This is a genomic window from Dechloromonas sp. ARDL1 (assembly GCF_051122455.1).
Taxonomy (GTDB): domain Bacteria; phylum Pseudomonadota; class Gammaproteobacteria; order Burkholderiales; family Rhodocyclaceae; genus Azonexus.
Genome location: NZ_CP168939.1, coordinates 2225798 through 2241524, shown reverse-complemented (window position 1 = coordinate 2241524; position 15727 = coordinate 2225798). Strand labels below are relative to the sequence as shown.

Genomic DNA, 15727 nt, shown 5'->3' with positions numbered 1-15727 from the left:
GAGCATCCATGTCTACCGTATTCATCGCCTTTCAAACCAACGAGGACACCCGTCCCATCGTCGAGTCCATCCTCGCCGACAACCCGCATGCCGTGCTCGACGAGCAGCCGGCCATGGTCAAGATCAATGCCGAGGGCCAGCTGGTCATCAAGCGCGAATCCATCGAGGAGCGCATCGGCCGCAGCTTCGACCTGCAGGAGTTGCAGATCAACCTGATCACCCTCTCCGGGAATATCGACGAAGACGACGACCAGTTCACGCTGGCCTGGAAAAACTGAGCAAGGAGACTCTCATGGACATGAAAGCCAACAAGAAAAAGCTGGGCCTCAAGGAAAAGTACGCCCACATGACGCGCGGCCTGGATTGGGAAACCACCTACCAGCCGATGGACAAGGTCTTCCCGCAGGCGACCTTCGAGGGCATCAAGATTCACGACTGGGAGAAGTGGGAAGACCCCTTCCGCCTGACCATGGATGCCTACTGGAAGTACCAGGCCGAGAAGGAGCGCAAGCTGTACGCCGTGCTCGATGCCTTCGCGCAGAACAACGGCCACCTCGGCATCACCGACGCGCGCTACCTGAATGCGGTCAAGCTGTTCCTGACCGGCATTTCGCCGCTCGAATACGTCGCGCACCGCGGTTTTGCCGCCGCCGGCCGCAACTTCCCCGGCGTCGGCCCGCGCGTCGCCTGCCTGATGCAGTCGATCGACGAGATCCGCCACGCCCAGACGCAGATCCACGCGCTGTCGAACTACAACAAGTTCTACGAAGGCTTCCACGCCGGCGCCGCCCACCAGATCGAACGCATCTGGTATCTCTCCGTGCCCAAGTCCTTCTTCGACGATGCCTTCTCGGCCGGCCCCTTCGAATGGATGATCGCCATCGGCTTCTCCTTCGAGTACGTGCTGACCAACCTGCTGTTCGTGCCCTTCATGTCGGGCGCCGCCTACAACGGCGACATGGCGACCGTGACCTTCGGTTTCTCGGCCCAGTCCGACGAGGCCCGCCACATGACCCTGGGCCTCGAGTGCATCAAGTTCATGCTCGAGCAGGACCCGGACAACCTGCCCATCGTCCAGAAGTGGATCGACAAGTGGGCCTGGCGCGGCATCCGCGTGCTGACCCTGGTCGGCATGATGATGGACTACATGCTGCCGAAGCGCGTGATGAGCTGGAAGGAAGCCTGGGAAATCTACTTCGAGCAGAACGGCGGCGCGTTGTTCAACGACCTGGCCAAGTACGGCATCAAGGTGCCGGACTGCATCGCCCAATGCACGGTCGACAAGGAGCACATCTCGCATCAGGCCTGGTGCACCTTCTACCAGTACGCCCACGCCTCGGCCTTCCACACCTGGCTGCCGAACGCCGAGGAAATGGACTGGCTGTCCGCCAAGTACCCGAACACTTTCGACAAGTACTACCGGCCGCGCTACGAGCAGTGGCGCGAAATGGCCGACAAGGGCGAGCGCTTCTACAACAACACCCTGCCCATGCTGTGCCAGGTCTGCCAGATTCCGATGGTATTCACCGAGCCGGACGACCCGACCAAGATCTGCTACCGCGAATCAGACTACCAGGGCGAGAAGTACCACACCTGTTCGGACGGCTGTAAGCACATCTTCGACGACGAGCCGGAGAAGTACATCCAGGCCTGGCTACCGGTGCACCAGATTTACCAAGGCAACTGCTGGCCGGAAGGGACCGATCCGACGGCCGAAGGCTTCGATCCGATGGCCAAGGTACTCGAGTGGTACCACATCGAAAACGGCAAGGACAACCTGGACTACGAAGGCTCGGGCGACCAGGCCAATTTCGCCGCCTGGCGCGGTGCAGCCACCCAGAACACCTGATCGATCCAAACCTGTGGCGGGCGCTTGCGCCCTCCTGACACGCATCAAGGAGACAAACATGGCTGTCAAAGCCCTCAGCGAATACAACTTCCCGGCCGCCGATACGCAGGACAAGTTTCACGGCAACCAGCTGCTCTATGTCGGCTGGGACGACCACCTGATGTTCTGCGCGCCGTTCGCCTACTGCCTGCCGCCGAGCACCCCGTTCTCGGAGCTGGTGGAGAAACACCTGCCGCATTCCTTCGGTCCGCACCCTGACTGGGCCAAGGTCGATGTCGCCAGGATCGTCTGGCTGAAATCGGGCAAGCCCTTCGTGCCCGATTTCAACAAGACGCTGGCCGAGCAGGGGCTGCGGCACAAGGATGTATTGCGCATGCAGACGCCCGGCCTCAACGGCAACGGTACCTGTTCCTGATTCGAGGGCGGCATGAGCTACGAACTGACCATCGAGCCCCTTGGCCAGACCATCGAAGTCGAGGATGGGCAGACCATCCTCGATGCCGCCCTGCGCGCCGGCATCTACCTGCCCCATGCCTGTTGCCACGGTCTGTGCGCAACCTGCAAGGTGCAGGTGACCGATGGCGAGATCGATCACGGCGAGGCATCGACCTTTGCCCTGATGGATTTCGAGCGCGAGGAAGGCAAATGCCTGGCCTGCTGTGCGCGTCTGGAGTCGGACGTGGTGATCGAAGCCGAGATCGAGGACGATCCCGATTCGCTGAACCTGGCGGTCGAGGATTACGAAGGCGAAGTGGTCGGGATCGAATCGCTGACGCCGACGATCAAGGGTATCTGGCTCAAGCTGGACCGGCCGATGCGCTTCCAGGCCGGCCAGTACGTCAATCTGGAAATCGATGCCCTGGGCGGCCAGTCGCGCGCCTTCTCGCTGGCCAATGCGCCGCAGACCGACGATGTCGTCGAGCTCAACGTGCGCATCGTGCCGGGCGGCCAGGTCACGACCTGGCTGCACGAGCAGCTGAAGGTCGGCGACCGGCTCAAGTTGAGCGGCCCGTACGGGCGTTTCTTCGTCAAGAAATCGGCCAACGTCCCGCTGATCTTCATGGCTGGCGGCTCAGGCCTGTCCAGCCCGAAATCGATGATCGAGGACCTGCTCAGTGAAGGCTGCGCACTGCCGATGACGCTCGTCTACGGCCAGCGCAGCCGCGCCGAGCTGTATTACGACGCCGAGTTCCGGGCGTTGGCCGCGCGCTATCCGAACTTCACCTACGTGCCTTCGCTCTCCGAGGAACCGGTCGGTTCCGACTGGGACGGGGCGCGCGGTTTCGTGCATGAAGCGGCCAAGGCGCACTTCGCCAACGATTTCCGAGGCCACAAGGCTTACCTGTGCGGCCCGCCGGCGATGATCGAGGCGTGCATCACGGCGCTGATCCAGGGCCGGCTGTTCGAGCGCGACATCTACATGGAGAAGTTCTTCTCCGCGGCCGATGCCTCGCAGCAGCTGAAAAGCCCGCTGTTCAAGAACATCTGAGCGGGTGAGGGAGCGGCGATGGTCTATTTCAACGTGCTGATCGAGGAAACCGGCGAAACCTATCGCTGTTCCCCACAGGAGTCGCTGCTGGCCGGCATGGAGCGCCTGGGCAAGAAAGGCATTCCGGTCGGTTGTCGCGGGGGCGGTTGCGGGGTGTGCAAGGTGGAAATCACCTCGGGCAGCTACCTCAAGCGGGTGATGAGCCGCGACTACGTCAGCGTCGAGGACGAGGCGGCAGGGCGCGTGCTGGCCTGCCGGGTACGGCCGACCAGCGATATCACCCTGAAGGTGCTGGGCAAGATGGCGAAGAACGTCTGCCGTACCGGGCAGGCCGCGTCGGCAGCGGCGTAGGGCGGGGCCGGGAAATGAGCGCTCAGGCCTGCCGTTTTTCGTTCGGTTGGTCGGCCTGAATCGCCTGGATGGAACGGAAGGTCAGGCGGATGTGCTCGGACAGGATGTCGGCGGCCTTGTCGGCGTCGCGGTTCATGGCGGCATGAAGCAGGGCTTCGTGTTCGACATGGATATCCCGCGGAATGGGTTGCAGGTAGAGCGACATGCGCCGATAGCGTTCGGCCTGCTGATAGAGGATGGACAGGAAATGCTTCAGCCAGCGCGATGGACAGGCGGCAATCAGCACTTCGTGGAAGATGCGGTTGCGCTCCTCCCATTCTTCCCGGTCTTCACTGCCGATGCGTTTTTCCTCGGCCTTGGCCAGACGGTGGAAGGCGGCCAGCAAACTGGCCTCCCAGGCGTCGTCGCCCATGGCGATGGACTGGCGCAGGGCGTTGCATTCGAGCATGACGCGGGTCTGGGTGATGTCCTCGAAGTCCTTGAGCGACACCGGGGCGACGCGAAAGCCGCGTTGCCCCTGGCTGACTACAAGGGCATCGGAGATGAGCAGGGAGAGCGCCTCGCGCAGGGTGCCGGCCCCGACGCCGTAGTTGTCCTTGAGGTGTTCGACGCGGAGCTTCTCGCCCGGCGCCAGGCGGCCTTCGATGATGTCCCGGCGCAGGGCGCGGTAGGCCGATTCGACCAGGGTTTTCGGTTCGGTGGCGAGGCCTTCGGCAGGTGCGCTGATGTTCATGATGTTTGCTTATGGGTGAGACCGCGTTTGCAAAATTCTAACCTGATATCAGGGATTTTCGGTTGAAATTAAAAATCTCGAGAAAAATTGTTGACATCGAGATTGGTAGTAAATATCGTTATAGTAAATCGATTGCATGCATTTCGATGCAGTCACCCCACTCGAAAAAACAGGAGAAGACAAATGGCAATGGCTGGCGTACTTCGTCCCGGACACGCGCAGATGCGGGTTCTCGACATGGAAGAAAGCGTGGCGTTTTATTCGAAGGTGCTGGGCCTGATCGAAACCGGTCGCGATGCCCAGGGCCGCGTCTATTTCAAGACCTGGGAAGAGCGCGATCACAGCAGCGTGATCCTGCGGCAGGCCGATACCGCCGGTATCGATTTCTTCGCCTTCAAGGTCGATAGCGACGCGACGCTGGCCAAGCTGGAGAAGGACCTGAACGCCTACGGCGTCGCCACCAAGCGCATCCCGGCTGGCGAATTGCTGGAAACGGGCGAGCGCGTGCGCTTCACGCTGCCGACCGGCCACGACATCGAGTTGTATGCGCACAAGACCGCCATCGGCAACGAGATGGGCGAACTGAACCCGGAAGCCTGGTGCGCCAACGCCGAAAAGGGCATCGCGCCGATCCGCCTCGACCATGCGCTGCTCTACGGTCCGGATATCGAGAAGGCCCAGGCCATCCTGCAGGACGTGCTCGGCTTCTATCTCGTCGAACACATCGCCCTCGACGACAACCAGGATCTGGCCATCTGGCTGTCGTGCTCGACCAAGGCCCACGACATTGCGTTCGTCCGCCATCCGGAGCCGGGCAAGCTGCACCACGTTTCCTTCCTGCTCGAAACCTGGGAGCAGGTGCTGCGCGCCGCCGACATCATGTCGATGAACCGCGTCTCCATCGACATCGGCCCGACCCGCCACGGTGTGACGCGCGGCACGACGATCTACGCCTTCGACCCCAACGGCAACCGCTTCGAGACCTTCTGCGGCGGCAACTATGCCTATCCCGACCAGAAACCGACCAAGTGGACGATGGATGAAGTCGGCGCCGCCGTGTTCTACCACGACCGCAAGCTGAACGATCGCTTCCTGACGGTGGTGACCTGATGCAAGTCGCCGTCAGCTTACCGGGCATCACAGCCGAGGCGGCCTCCGCCGCCTGTACGGCGGCGGTTGCCTTCGCAGCGGCCAGGGGTTGGAAGATCAATGTCGCGGTCGTTGACCGCGGCGGCAACCTGATGGCCTTCCTGCGCCAGCCGGGCGCCTACATCCACTCCATCGACATCGCCATCGACAAGGCCTACACGTCGGCCAGCTTCGGCTTCCCGACCAAGGCGTGGATGGGCGCCATCGGGCACGACGACGGCATGAAGTTCGGCTTCTCCAACCAGCCGCGTCTCATCGTGTTCGGTGGCGGCTTGCCGGTGCCGGGCGAGGGGGGCGAGTGGATCGGCGGTATCGGCGTCTCCGGCGCCTCCGAGTCCGAGGACGAGGCGTGCGCGCGTGCGGGGCTGGCCGCCATCGGGCTGGCCTGAATCCGGCAGAACAGCAAACCCAACAAGGATAACAAGGGCAATGAAACAAATCCTGAACTTCATTAACGGCGAATTCGTCGCAACCGACCGGCAGTTCGAGAAACGCACGCCGATCGACAACAGCCTGATCGGCCTGGTGCACGAGGCCGGCAAGGCCGAGGTCGATGCCGCAGTGAAGGCTGCGCGCGCGGCGCTGGAAGGGCCATGGGGCAAGATGACCGTGAGCGAGCGCACCGACATCCTGAACAAGGTAGCCGACGAGATCAATCGTCGTTTCGACGAATTCCTCGACGCCGAATGCGCCGACACCGGCAAGCCGAAGAGCCTCGCCTCGCACATCGACATTCCGCGCGGTGCGGCCAATTTCAAGATTTTCGCCGACGTGATCAAGAATGCGCCGACCGAATTCTTCGAAATGGCGACGCCGGACGGCAGGGGGGCCATCAACTACGCCATGCGTCGCCCGGTCGGCGTGGTCGGCGTCGTCTGCCCGTGGAACCTGCCGCTGCTGCTGATGACATGGAAAGTCGGCCCGGCACTGGCCTGCGGCAACACCGTTGTCGTCAAGCCGTCGGAAGAAACACCGTCTACCGCCACCCTGCTTGGCGAGGTGATGAATGCTTGCGGCGTGCCCAAGGGCGTCTACAACGTCGTGCATGGTTTCGGCCCGAACTCGGCCGGCGAATTCCTGACCACCCACCAGAACGTCAACGCCATCACCTTCACCGGCGAAACGCGTACCGGCGCCGCCATCATGAAGGCCGCCGCCGACGGCGCCCGCCCGGTATCGCTGGAAATGGGGGGCAAGAACCCGGCCATCGTCTTTGCCGACGCCAATCTCGACGTTGCCATCGAAGCCACGCTGCGTTCCTGTTTCTCGAACTGCGGCCAGGTATGCCTGGGCACCGAACGCGTCTATGTCGAACGTCCCTTCTTCGACACCTTTGTCGCCGCGTTGAAGGCCGGTGCCGAGAAGCTCAAGTTGGGCGTGCCCGGCGACCCGGGGGCCAACATGGGGCCGCTGGTCAGCCAGGAGCACCGCGCCAAGGTGCTGTCCTACTACAAGAAGGCAGTCGAAGAGGGCGCCACCGTCGTCACCGGCGGCGGCATTCCCGACATGCCCGGCGAACTGGCCAACGGCGCCTGGGTACAGCCGACCATCTGGACCGGTCTGGACGACAACGCCGCCGTCGTGCGCGAGGAAATCTTCGGGCCGTGCACGACGATCATGCCCTTCGACAGCGAGGACGAAGTGATCCGGCGCGCCAACGACACGACCTACGGCCTGGCCGCGTCGATCTTCACGCAGGACGTCAATCGCGCCCACCGCGTGGCCGGCAAGATCGAGGCCGGTCTGGTCTGGGTGAACAGCTGGTTCCTGCGCGATTTGCGTACCCCGTTCGGCGGCGCCAAGCAGTCCGGCATCGGCCGCGAGGGCGGCGTGCATTCGCTGGAGTTCTACACCGAACTCAAGAACGTCTGCGTGAAGCTCTAGACGGCCATTTCGCTGATTGAACCAAGGATACAAACGATGGAACAAGCCCAAATCAAGCAACTCGGCGACGAGCTTTACGAAGCGCTGGCGGCCGGCCGTACGGTCAGCCCGCTGACCTCGCGCGGCTTCGATATCAGCATCGAGGACGCTTACCACATCCAGCAGCAGATGCTGTCGCGGCGCCTGGAGAAGGGCGAGCGCGTCATCGGCAAGAAGATCGGCGTCACCAGCAAGGCGGTGATGAACATGCTCGGCGTGCATCAGCCGGACTTCGGCTACCTGCTCGACGGCATGGTGTACAACGAAGGCGAGTCGATCGACATGTCGACGCTGATCCAGCCGAAAGCCGAGGGCGAGATCGCCTTCCTGCTCAAGAAGGACTTGCAGGGCCCGGGCGTCACCGCCGCCGATGTGCTGGCCGCGACGGAAGGTGTCATGGCCTGCTTCGAGATCGTCGACTCGCGCATCACCGACTGGAAGATCAAGATCCAGGACACCGTGGCCGACAACGCGTCCTGTGGGGTTTTCGTGCTCGGCGACCAGCTGGTCGATATCAGCAAGGTCGACCTCGGTCTGTGCGGCATGGTGCTCGAGAAGAACGGCGAAATCGTTGTCACCGGTGCGGGCGCCGCCACCATGGGCCACCCGGTCAATGCCATGGTCTGGCTGGCCAACACGCTGGGCCGTCTGGGCATCACCCTGAAGGCCGGCGATATCGTGCTGTCCGGGGCGATGGGGGCGATGGTGCCGGTGGCCAAGGGCGACAGCCTGCGTGTCACCATCGGCGGCATCGGCGGCTGCTCGGTACGCTTCGTCTGAGCGGAAGGCCCGACATGGACCTCCAGATTTCCGGCAAGACGGCTGTCGTCAGCGGTTCCACCGCCGGCATCGGTTTTGCCATCGCCACCGAGTTGGCCCGCGAAGGCGTGCGCGTGGTGATCAACGGCCGCCGCCAGGACAGCGTCGATGCGGCACTGGCGCGTTTGCGTTCGCTGGTCGGCGGTGCCGCGGTCAGCGGCGTCGCCGCCGACCTGTCGGACGCAGCGGGTTGCCAGCGCCTGTTCGATGCCTGCCCGCAGGCCGACATCCTGGTCAACAACCTCGGCATCTTCGATCCGTCGCCCTTCGCGTCCATTCCGGACAGCGCGTGGCAGCGCTTCTTCGATTCCAACGTGATGAGCGGCGTGCGACTGGCGCGTCACTACCTGCCGGCCATGAAGGCCGCCCGCTGGGGGCGCGTCGTGTTCATCTCCAGCGAGTCCGGCATCAACACGCCAGGCGAGATGGTGCATTACGGCATGACCAAGTCGGCCCAGCTGGCGGTGTCGCGCGCTCTGGCGCAGAGCTGCGCCGGCACCGGCGTCACGGTCAACGCCGTGCTGCCCGGCCCGACCCGTTCGGAAGGCGTCGCCGACTTCTTCGGCAAGCTGGCTGCCGAGTCCGGCATCGGCCTCGATGCAATGGAGCGCCGTTTCTTCGCCGAAGGCCGTCCCTCCTCGATTATCAAACGCATGATCGATCCCGCCGAAGTCGCCGCCTTGGTCGCCTACGTGTGCAGCGCCCGTGCTGCCGCGACGACCGGCGCTGCACTGCGCGTCGATGGCGGCATCGTTTCCACCATTTGTTGAATAGCCCCACAAGGAACATTCCATGACCCAGAAAATCAAATGCGCGCTGATCGGCCCGGGCAACATCGGCACCGATCTGTTGTACAAATTGAAGCGCAGCCCCTTCCTCGAACCGGTGTGGATGGTCGGCATCGATCCGGAATCCGAAGGCCTGAAGCGCGCTGCCGAGATGGGCCTCAAGGTCACCGCCGACGGTGTCGACGGCCTGCTGCCCCATGTCCTCAAGGACGAAGTCCAGATCGCCTTCGACGCCACCTCGGCCTACGTCCATGCCGAGAACACCCGCAAGCTCAACGCCCTCGGTGTCCTGATGATCGACCTCACGCCGGCCGCCATCGGCCCCTACTGCGTCCCGCCGGTCAACCTCAAGGAGCACGTCGGCAAGCGTGAAATGAACGTCAACATGGTCACCTGCGGCGGCCAGGCCACCATTCCCATGGTTGCCGCCGTCTCCCGCGTCCAGCCGGTCACCTACGGCGAAATCGTTGCCACCGTGTCGTCGAAGAGCGCCGGCCCCGGCACGCGCAAGAACATCGACGAATTCACCCGCACCACCGCCGGTGCCGTCGAAAAGGTCGGCGGTGCAAAAAAAGGCAAGGCGATCATCATCATCAACCCGGCCGAACCGCCGCTGATCATGCGCGATACCGTGCATTGCCTGACCGAAACGGCACCGGATCAGGAAAAGATCACCGAATCCATCCACGCCATGATCAAGGAAGTCCAGAAATACGTCCCGGGCTACCGCCTGGTCAATGGCCCGGTCTTCGACGGCAACCGCGTCTCCGTCTTCATGGAAGTCCAGGGTCTTGGCGACTTCCTGCCGACCTACGCCGGCAACCTCGACATCATGACCGCCGCCGGTGCCCGCACCGCCGAGATGTTCGCCGAAGAAATGATCAAGGGCACGCTCAAGCTCGAGCCTGTCGTCGCCTAAGGAGAAAAAAGAAATGACCCTCAAAGGCAAGAAAATCACCGTCCACGACATGACCCTGCGTGACGGCATGCACCCCAAGCGTCACCTGATGAGCCTCGACCAGATGGTGTCCATTGCTACCGGCCTCGACGCCGCCGGCATCCCGCTCATCGAAGTCACCCATGGCGACGGCCTGGGCGGCTCCTCCGTCAACTACGGCTTCCCGGCGCACACCGATGAGGAATACCTCGGCGCCGTCATTCCGAAGATGAAGCAAGCCAAGGTCTCGGCCCTGCTGCTGCCCGGCATCGGCACCGTCGACCACCTCAAGATGGCACGCGAACTCGGGGTGAACACCATCCGCGTCGCCACCCACTGTACCGAGGCCGATGTGTCCGAACAGCACATCACCATGGCGAGGAAGCTCGACATGGATACCGTCGGCTTCCTGATGATGGCCCACATGAACAGCCCGGAGGGCCTGGTCAAACAGGCCAAACTGATGGAGTCCTACGGCGCCAACTGCATCTACGTCACCGACTCGGCCGGTCACCTGCTGCCGGAAACCGTCAAGGCCAGACTGAGCGCTGTGCGTGACGCCCTCAAGCCGGAAACCGAACTCGGCTTCCACGGCCACCACAACCTGGCCATGGGCGTCGCCAACTCGATCGCTGCCATCGAAGTCGGTGCCAACCGCATCGACGCCGCGGCTGCCGGCCTGGGGGCCGGGGCGGGCAACACGCCGATGGAAGTCCTCATCGCCGTGTGCAGCCTGATGGGGATCGAGACCGGGGTCGATGTCGCCAAGATCACCGATGTCGCCGAAGACCTGGTCGTGCCGATCATGGACTTCCCGATCCGCATCGACCGCGATGCGCTGACGCTGGGTTATGCCGGGGTCTATGGCTCCTTCCTGCTCTTCGCCAAGCGGGCATCCGCCAAGTACGGCGTGCCGGCCCGCGACATTCTGGTCGAACTGGGCCGGCGCGGCATGGTCGGCGGGCAGGAGGACATGATCGAGGATACCGCCATCACCATGGCGCGCGAACGGGGGTTGATCGCATGAAGCTGAATGAAAAAGTGATTGCCGAGCTGGCCGAACTGCTGGAAAACGCCGAGCTGCAGGCGCACGACGTCGTCAAGATCACCGACGCCCATCCCGAGATGGACTGGGATGACGCCTACGCCATCCAGAACGAAATCCTCCGCCGCAAGCTGGCGCGCGGCAACCGCGTCGTCGGCCTGAAGTGCGGCCTGACCTCGCGCGCCAAGATGAAGCAGATGGGCGTCGAGACGCCGTGCTTCGGCTTCCTGGTCGACTACTTCACGGTCGCCGATGGCGGCGAGGTGAAGATCAGCGAACTGATCCACCCCAAGGTCGAGCCGGAAATCGCCTTCGTGCTCAACAAGCCGCTCAAGGGGCCGGGCTGTCATGTCGGTGCCGTGCTCGCCGCGACCGACTTCGTGATGCCGGGCATCGAGGTCATCGATTCGCGTTACCGCGATTTCAAGTTCGACCTGAAGAGCGTCATCGCCGACAACTGCTCGTCGTCGCGCTATGTGCTGGGCGGCATGGCGGTGCCGGTCGCCGGTCTCGACCTGCGGACGCTGGGCGTGGTCATGGAGAAAAACGGCGAAGCGGTCGCCATCGGCGCCGGGGCGGCGGTGCTCGGCCATCCGGCGGCGGCCATCGCCATGCTGGCCAATCATCTCGGTGCCCGTGGCGAAGAGATTCCGGCCGGCACGATGATCCTCTCCGGCGGCGTTACCGAAGCCGTGTCCGTGGCCGCGGGCGATCACGTCAATCTGCGCATCCAGTCCCTGGGGTGCGTCAGCATCCATTTCGCCTGAGGAGCGCGCCATGCCTTTTGCACAAATTTATCTGATCGAAGGCCGTAGCGACGAGCAGAAGAAGCTGCTCATCGAGAAGGTCAGCGCGGCCATGTCCGAGGCGCTGGGCGCACCGCTGGAAAACACCCGGGTGTGGATACAGGACGTGCCCAAGGCGCAATGGGGCATCGGCGGCAAGACCGCCAAGGAGTTGGGGCGCTAGCGGCCTGCCGCGGCGGGCGGGGCGAAGTCCCCGGCCCGACCGACGGGGCCCGGTTATGCCGGGCTGCCATCGAATAGCGGATTGAACGGGTTTGGGCGGTATTGGCCAACGCAGGCCCTTGTTGCACCAAATAAAAATATCGAGATTTCATGCAATTCACGGGAAGGCTTCAAATCCCCGAAAAAGCTGAAACCGGAGCACATCAAGGGTGTGCCGCAAGTGCGGCCACCCGGTCAGGAGGAGGTTTTATGAGGCGGATTTTTGCCGCACGACAATGGCCGCTGGGGCTGGCGATGACCGGTCTGTTGCTGTCGGCCTGCACGCAGGCGCCGGACATGTCCGGCATCGCGTCGGAACGCGAGCGTCCGCTGAAGCGCTACGACATCAGCCAGGCGATTGCGGCCAACGACAAGGTGATCGTGGTCGGCACCCAGAGCGGTGTCGTGCTGGTTTCCACCGACAAGGGCGCCACCTGGAGACGTCAGGCGCTGGGGCAAACGTCGTTGATCGACATTGCCGTCTGCACCGACCAGACCTTCGTCGCCATCGACCATTACCACAAGCTGTGGTCGGCCGATGCCGAGGGCAAGGTCTGGCAGTCGGTCAAGCTCGAGCAGCCGCGCACGCCGCTGGCCGTCGCCTGCAGCCCCCAGGGCGGCTGGTGGGTCGCCGGCACCAACGCGGTGATCGCGGGCACTGCCGACCAGGGCAAGACCTGGCAGGTCACCGATCTCGGCGAGGACACCCAGATCACGACTCTCCAGTTCATCGACGACAAGCGGGCCGTGGCGCTGGGCGAATTCGGCATCACGGTGACCTCCGACGACGGCGGCGCGACGTGGAAGAAGGGGCCGAAGATTCCCGGCGATTTCTATCCCTACGCCGCCTTGTTCCGCGATGGCCGCGAGGGCTGGGTCAGTGGCATCGCCGGCCAGATGCTGCACACCCGCGATGGCGGCCAGACCTGGCAGAAGCAGGTCAATGCCACCCAGGCTGCGCTGAACCGCCTGTTCATGCATGACGGCGTGCCCTACGGCGTCGGCAGCGGCGGCATCGTCGCCCGTCTCGAAGGTGACAGCTGGCGCAACGTCCCCTATCCCGATCCGCTGCCGATGTTCCTTGGCGGCGGTGCTTCCCTGCCCGGCCAGGCGGCCATCGTCATCGGCGGCCCCGGTGGCTTGCTGCGCACCGTCGGCACGGCGAACAACAAATAGACCCGGGAGCAGACAAGAACATGGTTAGCAAACTCCGTCATTCCATTACCCACCGCCTGCACCAGGGCGAGGAATGGATTTTCCGCAATCCGAAGATCGTCCTGGCGCTGGTTCTGGCCGTGACCGTCCTGTTCGGGATGGCGCTGCCCAAGCTGCGCATCTTCACCGACTTTTCCGACCTGTTGCCGCAGAACCACGGCTACATCAAGGTCTACAACCGCCTGAAGGAGAATTTCGGCGGCGCCAACATGCTGGTCATGTCGGTCGAGGTCGAGCAGGGCACCATCTTCAACGATGAAACCCTGAGGCTGATCCACGAGGCGACGCAGGGCATCGACAACCTGCCGGGCGTGAACCACAACCTCGTCTCCAGCCTGACCCACCGCACGGCGCGCAAGGTTTTCCTCGATGATCAGGGGGGCTTCGCTTCCGAGTCCTACTACGATCCGCTGAAGCCGACGCGCACCGTCGCCGAGCTTGAGCAGCTCAAGAAGGACGTCATCGCCAACCCGACCATCTACGGCCTGCTCGTCTCGCCGGACATGAAGGCGGCGCTGATCAAGGCGCAGCTCAACGAAGGCGACATCGACTATCCGGCCACCTTCGCCGCCCTGCAGGAGGTGCGCAAGGCGCTGGCCAAGCCGGGCCACCAGATCTACGTGACCGGCAATCCGGTGCTGACCGGGTGGGTCTATACCTATCTCAACCAGATCGTCGAGATCATGGCCTATACCCTGGCCTTGCTGGCGACGCTGCTCGTCGTCTATTTTCGCCGCTTCTACGGCATTGCGCTGCCGCTGCTCGGTATCGCGTTGTCGTCGATCTGGGGCCTCGGCTTCATGGCAGTCATGGGCATCAACCTGGAGCCGCTGTCGCTGCCCATTCCCTTCCTGATCGCCGCCCGCGCCACCTCGCACGGTGTGCAGCTGGTCGTCCGCTACTACGAGGAACTAGCCATCGTCCATGACGGCAAGAAGGCCGCCCGCAACGCGCTCGATGCGCTGTTCCGGCCGGGGTCGCTGGCCATCATCGTCGACGCGGTCGGTATCGCTGTGCTCGTTCTCGGTGCCGCGCCGTTCAATCACAAATTGGGTATCGCGGCCGGCTTCTGGGGGTTCTCGGTGATCTTCACGGTGCACTTCATGGTGCCGCTGGCCCTGACCGTGCTGCCGGCCCCGAAAAAGCACGAGAACGGCAACGCGTGGATGCGTAACTTCCTCGGCAAGACCATGTCGCTGACCGGCGGTACCGAGGGCGGCGCCCGTTCCATCCTGATTCTGACCCTGATCGGCGCCATCGGCGGCAGCTACCTGGTCGGCAAGGTCCAGCTCGGCGAATCCGAGCCGGGGTCGCCGCTGCTGCACCGTGACCATGACTACAACATCTCGACCAAGGCAATCAACACGCGTTTCCCCGGCTCCGAGGAGCTGCATGTCGTCGCCCGTACCGACGAGAAGGGCGGTATCAAGCGTCCGGAAGTCATGGCCGCTATCGAACGCTTCCAGGCGCACATGCTGTCCGACCCGCAACTGGGCGGCACCAAGGCCATGCCGGGTGTGGTTCGCGTGGTCAACAAGCTGACCCACAACGACGATCCTCGCTGGATGCAACTGCCGGATACGGCCGATGAAATCGGCGGCCTGATGTTCGCCTACATGGCGTCCAGCCCGATCCCGGGCGCGCTCAAGGAGTTCGTGACGCCGGACGAGGACGAGGCCGACATGGTGTTCTATTACAAGGACCACCAGGCCGACACCATCAACCGCGTCGTGGCGCTGGCCGAGGAGGGCATCAAGCTGATCGAGAAGGATGTCCCGGGCCTGCACATCGAACTGGGCGGCGGCATCATCGGCGTCACCGCGGCCGGCAACCAGGCGCTGCATACCGATCACATGATCATCATCCCGGCGGTCATGATCCTCGCCTTCGTCATCGTCATGGTCTATTACAGCTCGCTGCACGCCGGCTGGCTGATGATCCTGCCCATGCTGTTCTCGACGCTGATGACCTACGCCTACATGGGCGCGCTCAATATCGGCATCAACGTGAACACCGTGCCGGTCATCGCCGTCGGCGTTGGGGTCGGTATCGACTATGCGGTTTATTTCATGGACCGCATCCGCGAGGAATTCGCCAAGCTGCATGACATCAAGCAGGCGGTCATCGAGGCGGTGGCCACCACCGGCTCGGCGGTCAGCTTCACCGCCGCCACGCTGATCGCCGGCGTCGTGATGTGGATCTTCATGTCCGACCTGCGCTTCCAGTCGGATGCCGCCGTGCTCCTTTCTTTCATGCTCATCGTCAATGCGATCGCCGCCGTGCTGATCGTGCCGTCGTGGTGCGTGGTCTTCAAGCCGAAATTCGTGACCGCCGCCCATTACGACGAGGACGGTGTGCTGGAAAACGATTAACAACATTCCGGACCAACCGGAGGGGAACAGCACCATGCAACTTAACAACC

At 63.3% G+C, this 15727-nt stretch carries 17 protein-coding genes; 16 read left to right on the top strand and 1 reads right to left on the bottom strand.

Going from position 1 to position 15727, the window contains the following annotated elements:
- Positions 1-8 precede the first annotated feature (8 nt).
- From AB6Q56_RS11020 to AB6Q56_RS11000, 5 genes are read left to right on the top strand one after another with little or no spacing between them, the layout of a single operon-like run.
- On the top strand, positions 9-278 hold the full coding sequence (locus tag AB6Q56_RS11020) for an MmoB/DmpM family protein (protein ID WP_434517090.1): 270 nt from the start codon (positions 9-11) through the stop codon (positions 276-278).
- A gap of 14 nt (positions 279-292) precedes the next feature.
- Complete coding sequence (locus AB6Q56_RS11015; protein WP_434517089.1) at positions 293-1849, top strand: aromatic/alkene/methane monooxygenase hydroxylase/oxygenase subunit alpha; 1557 nt, start codon at positions 293-295, stop codon at positions 1847-1849.
- 58 nt (positions 1850-1907) lie between these two features.
- On the top strand, positions 1908-2264 hold the full coding sequence (locus AB6Q56_RS11010; protein ID WP_434517088.1) for a phenol hydroxylase subunit P4: 357 nt from the start codon (positions 1908-1910) through the stop codon (positions 2262-2264).
- Positions 2265-2276: 12 nt separating this feature from the next.
- Entirely contained in the window at positions 2277-3338 is a 1062-nt protein-coding gene (locus tag AB6Q56_RS11005; RefSeq protein WP_434517087.1) for an NADH:ubiquinone reductase (Na(+)-transporting) subunit F, read from the top strand.
- Positions 3339-3356: 18 nt separating this feature from the next.
- The gene (locus AB6Q56_RS11000; protein WP_434517086.1) at positions 3357-3689 is read left to right on the top strand and encodes a 2Fe-2S iron-sulfur cluster binding domain-containing protein; all 333 of its coding nucleotides are present in this window, start codon (positions 3357-3359) and stop codon (positions 3687-3689) included.
- Positions 3690-3711: 22 nt separating this feature from the next.
- On the opposite strand, the gene AB6Q56_RS10995 is transcribed toward AB6Q56_RS11000, so the two are convergent.
- On the bottom strand, positions 3712-4422 hold the full coding sequence (locus AB6Q56_RS10995; protein WP_434517085.1) for a GntR family transcriptional regulator: 711 nt from the start codon (positions 4420-4422) through the stop codon (positions 3712-3714).
- A 183-nt stretch (positions 4423-4605) separates the two neighbouring features.
- On the opposite strand from AB6Q56_RS10995, the gene AB6Q56_RS10990 reads away from it, so the two are divergent.
- From AB6Q56_RS10990 to AB6Q56_RS10940, 11 genes are all read left to right on the top strand, one after another.
- Complete coding sequence (locus AB6Q56_RS10990) at positions 4606-5532, top strand: catechol 2,3-dioxygenase (protein ID WP_434517084.1); 927 nt, start codon at positions 4606-4608, stop codon at positions 5530-5532.
- Entirely contained in the window at positions 5532-5960 is a 429-nt protein-coding gene (locus AB6Q56_RS10985) for a GlcG/HbpS family heme-binding protein (protein ID WP_434517083.1), read from the top strand. Before AB6Q56_RS10990 ends, AB6Q56_RS10985 begins: the two co-directional genes overlap by 1 nt.
- A 40-nt stretch (positions 5961-6000) precedes the next feature.
- Positions 6001-7455, top strand: a complete 1455-nt coding sequence (locus AB6Q56_RS10980) for a 2-hydroxymuconic semialdehyde dehydrogenase (RefSeq protein ID WP_434517082.1) — start codon at positions 6001-6003, stop codon at positions 7453-7455.
- Between the two features lie 36 nt (positions 7456-7491).
- Positions 7492-8274 carry a 2-oxopent-4-enoate hydratase gene (gene dmpE / locus AB6Q56_RS10975; protein ID WP_434517081.1) on the top strand — a complete coding sequence of 261 codons (783 nt, stop codon included), beginning with the start codon at positions 7492-7494 and terminating at the stop codon, positions 8272-8274.
- A 14-nt stretch (positions 8275-8288) separates the two neighbouring features.
- On the top strand, positions 8289-9083 hold the full coding sequence (locus AB6Q56_RS10970) for an SDR family NAD(P)-dependent oxidoreductase (protein ID WP_434517080.1): 795 nt from the start codon (positions 8289-8291) through the stop codon (positions 9081-9083).
- Between the two features lie 22 nt (positions 9084-9105).
- Positions 9106-10020, top strand: coding sequence for an acetaldehyde dehydrogenase (acetylating) (locus AB6Q56_RS10965; protein ID WP_434517079.1), 915 nt, complete (start codon positions 9106-9108; stop codon positions 10018-10020).
- 13 nt (positions 10021-10033) lie between these two features.
- Positions 10034-11065: a 4-hydroxy-2-oxovalerate aldolase gene (gene dmpG, locus AB6Q56_RS10960; protein ID WP_434517078.1), complete on the top strand. Its 1032-nt coding sequence runs from the start codon at positions 10034-10036 to the stop codon at positions 11063-11065.
- Positions 11062-11850 (top strand): 2-oxo-3-hexenedioate decarboxylase, encoded by a 789-nt coding sequence (gene dmpH / locus AB6Q56_RS10955; RefSeq protein ID WP_434517077.1) that lies wholly within the window; start codon positions 11062-11064, stop codon positions 11848-11850. The genes dmpG and dmpH overlap by 4 nt, the downstream gene beginning before the upstream one ends.
- Positions 11851-11860: 10 nt before the next feature.
- Positions 11861-12052: a 2-hydroxymuconate tautomerase gene (locus tag AB6Q56_RS10950; protein ID WP_434517076.1), complete on the top strand. Its 192-nt coding sequence runs from the start codon at positions 11861-11863 to the stop codon at positions 12050-12052.
- A gap of 248 nt (positions 12053-12300) precedes the next feature.
- Complete coding sequence (locus AB6Q56_RS10945) at positions 12301-13266, top strand: WD40/YVTN/BNR-like repeat-containing protein (protein WP_434517075.1); 966 nt, start codon at positions 12301-12303, stop codon at positions 13264-13266.
- Between the two features lie 20 nt (positions 13267-13286).
- Positions 13287-15677, top strand: a complete 2391-nt coding sequence (locus AB6Q56_RS10940; RefSeq protein ID WP_434517074.1) for an efflux RND transporter permease subunit — start codon at positions 13287-13289, stop codon at positions 15675-15677.
- Positions 15678-15727: the final 50 nt, after the last annotated feature.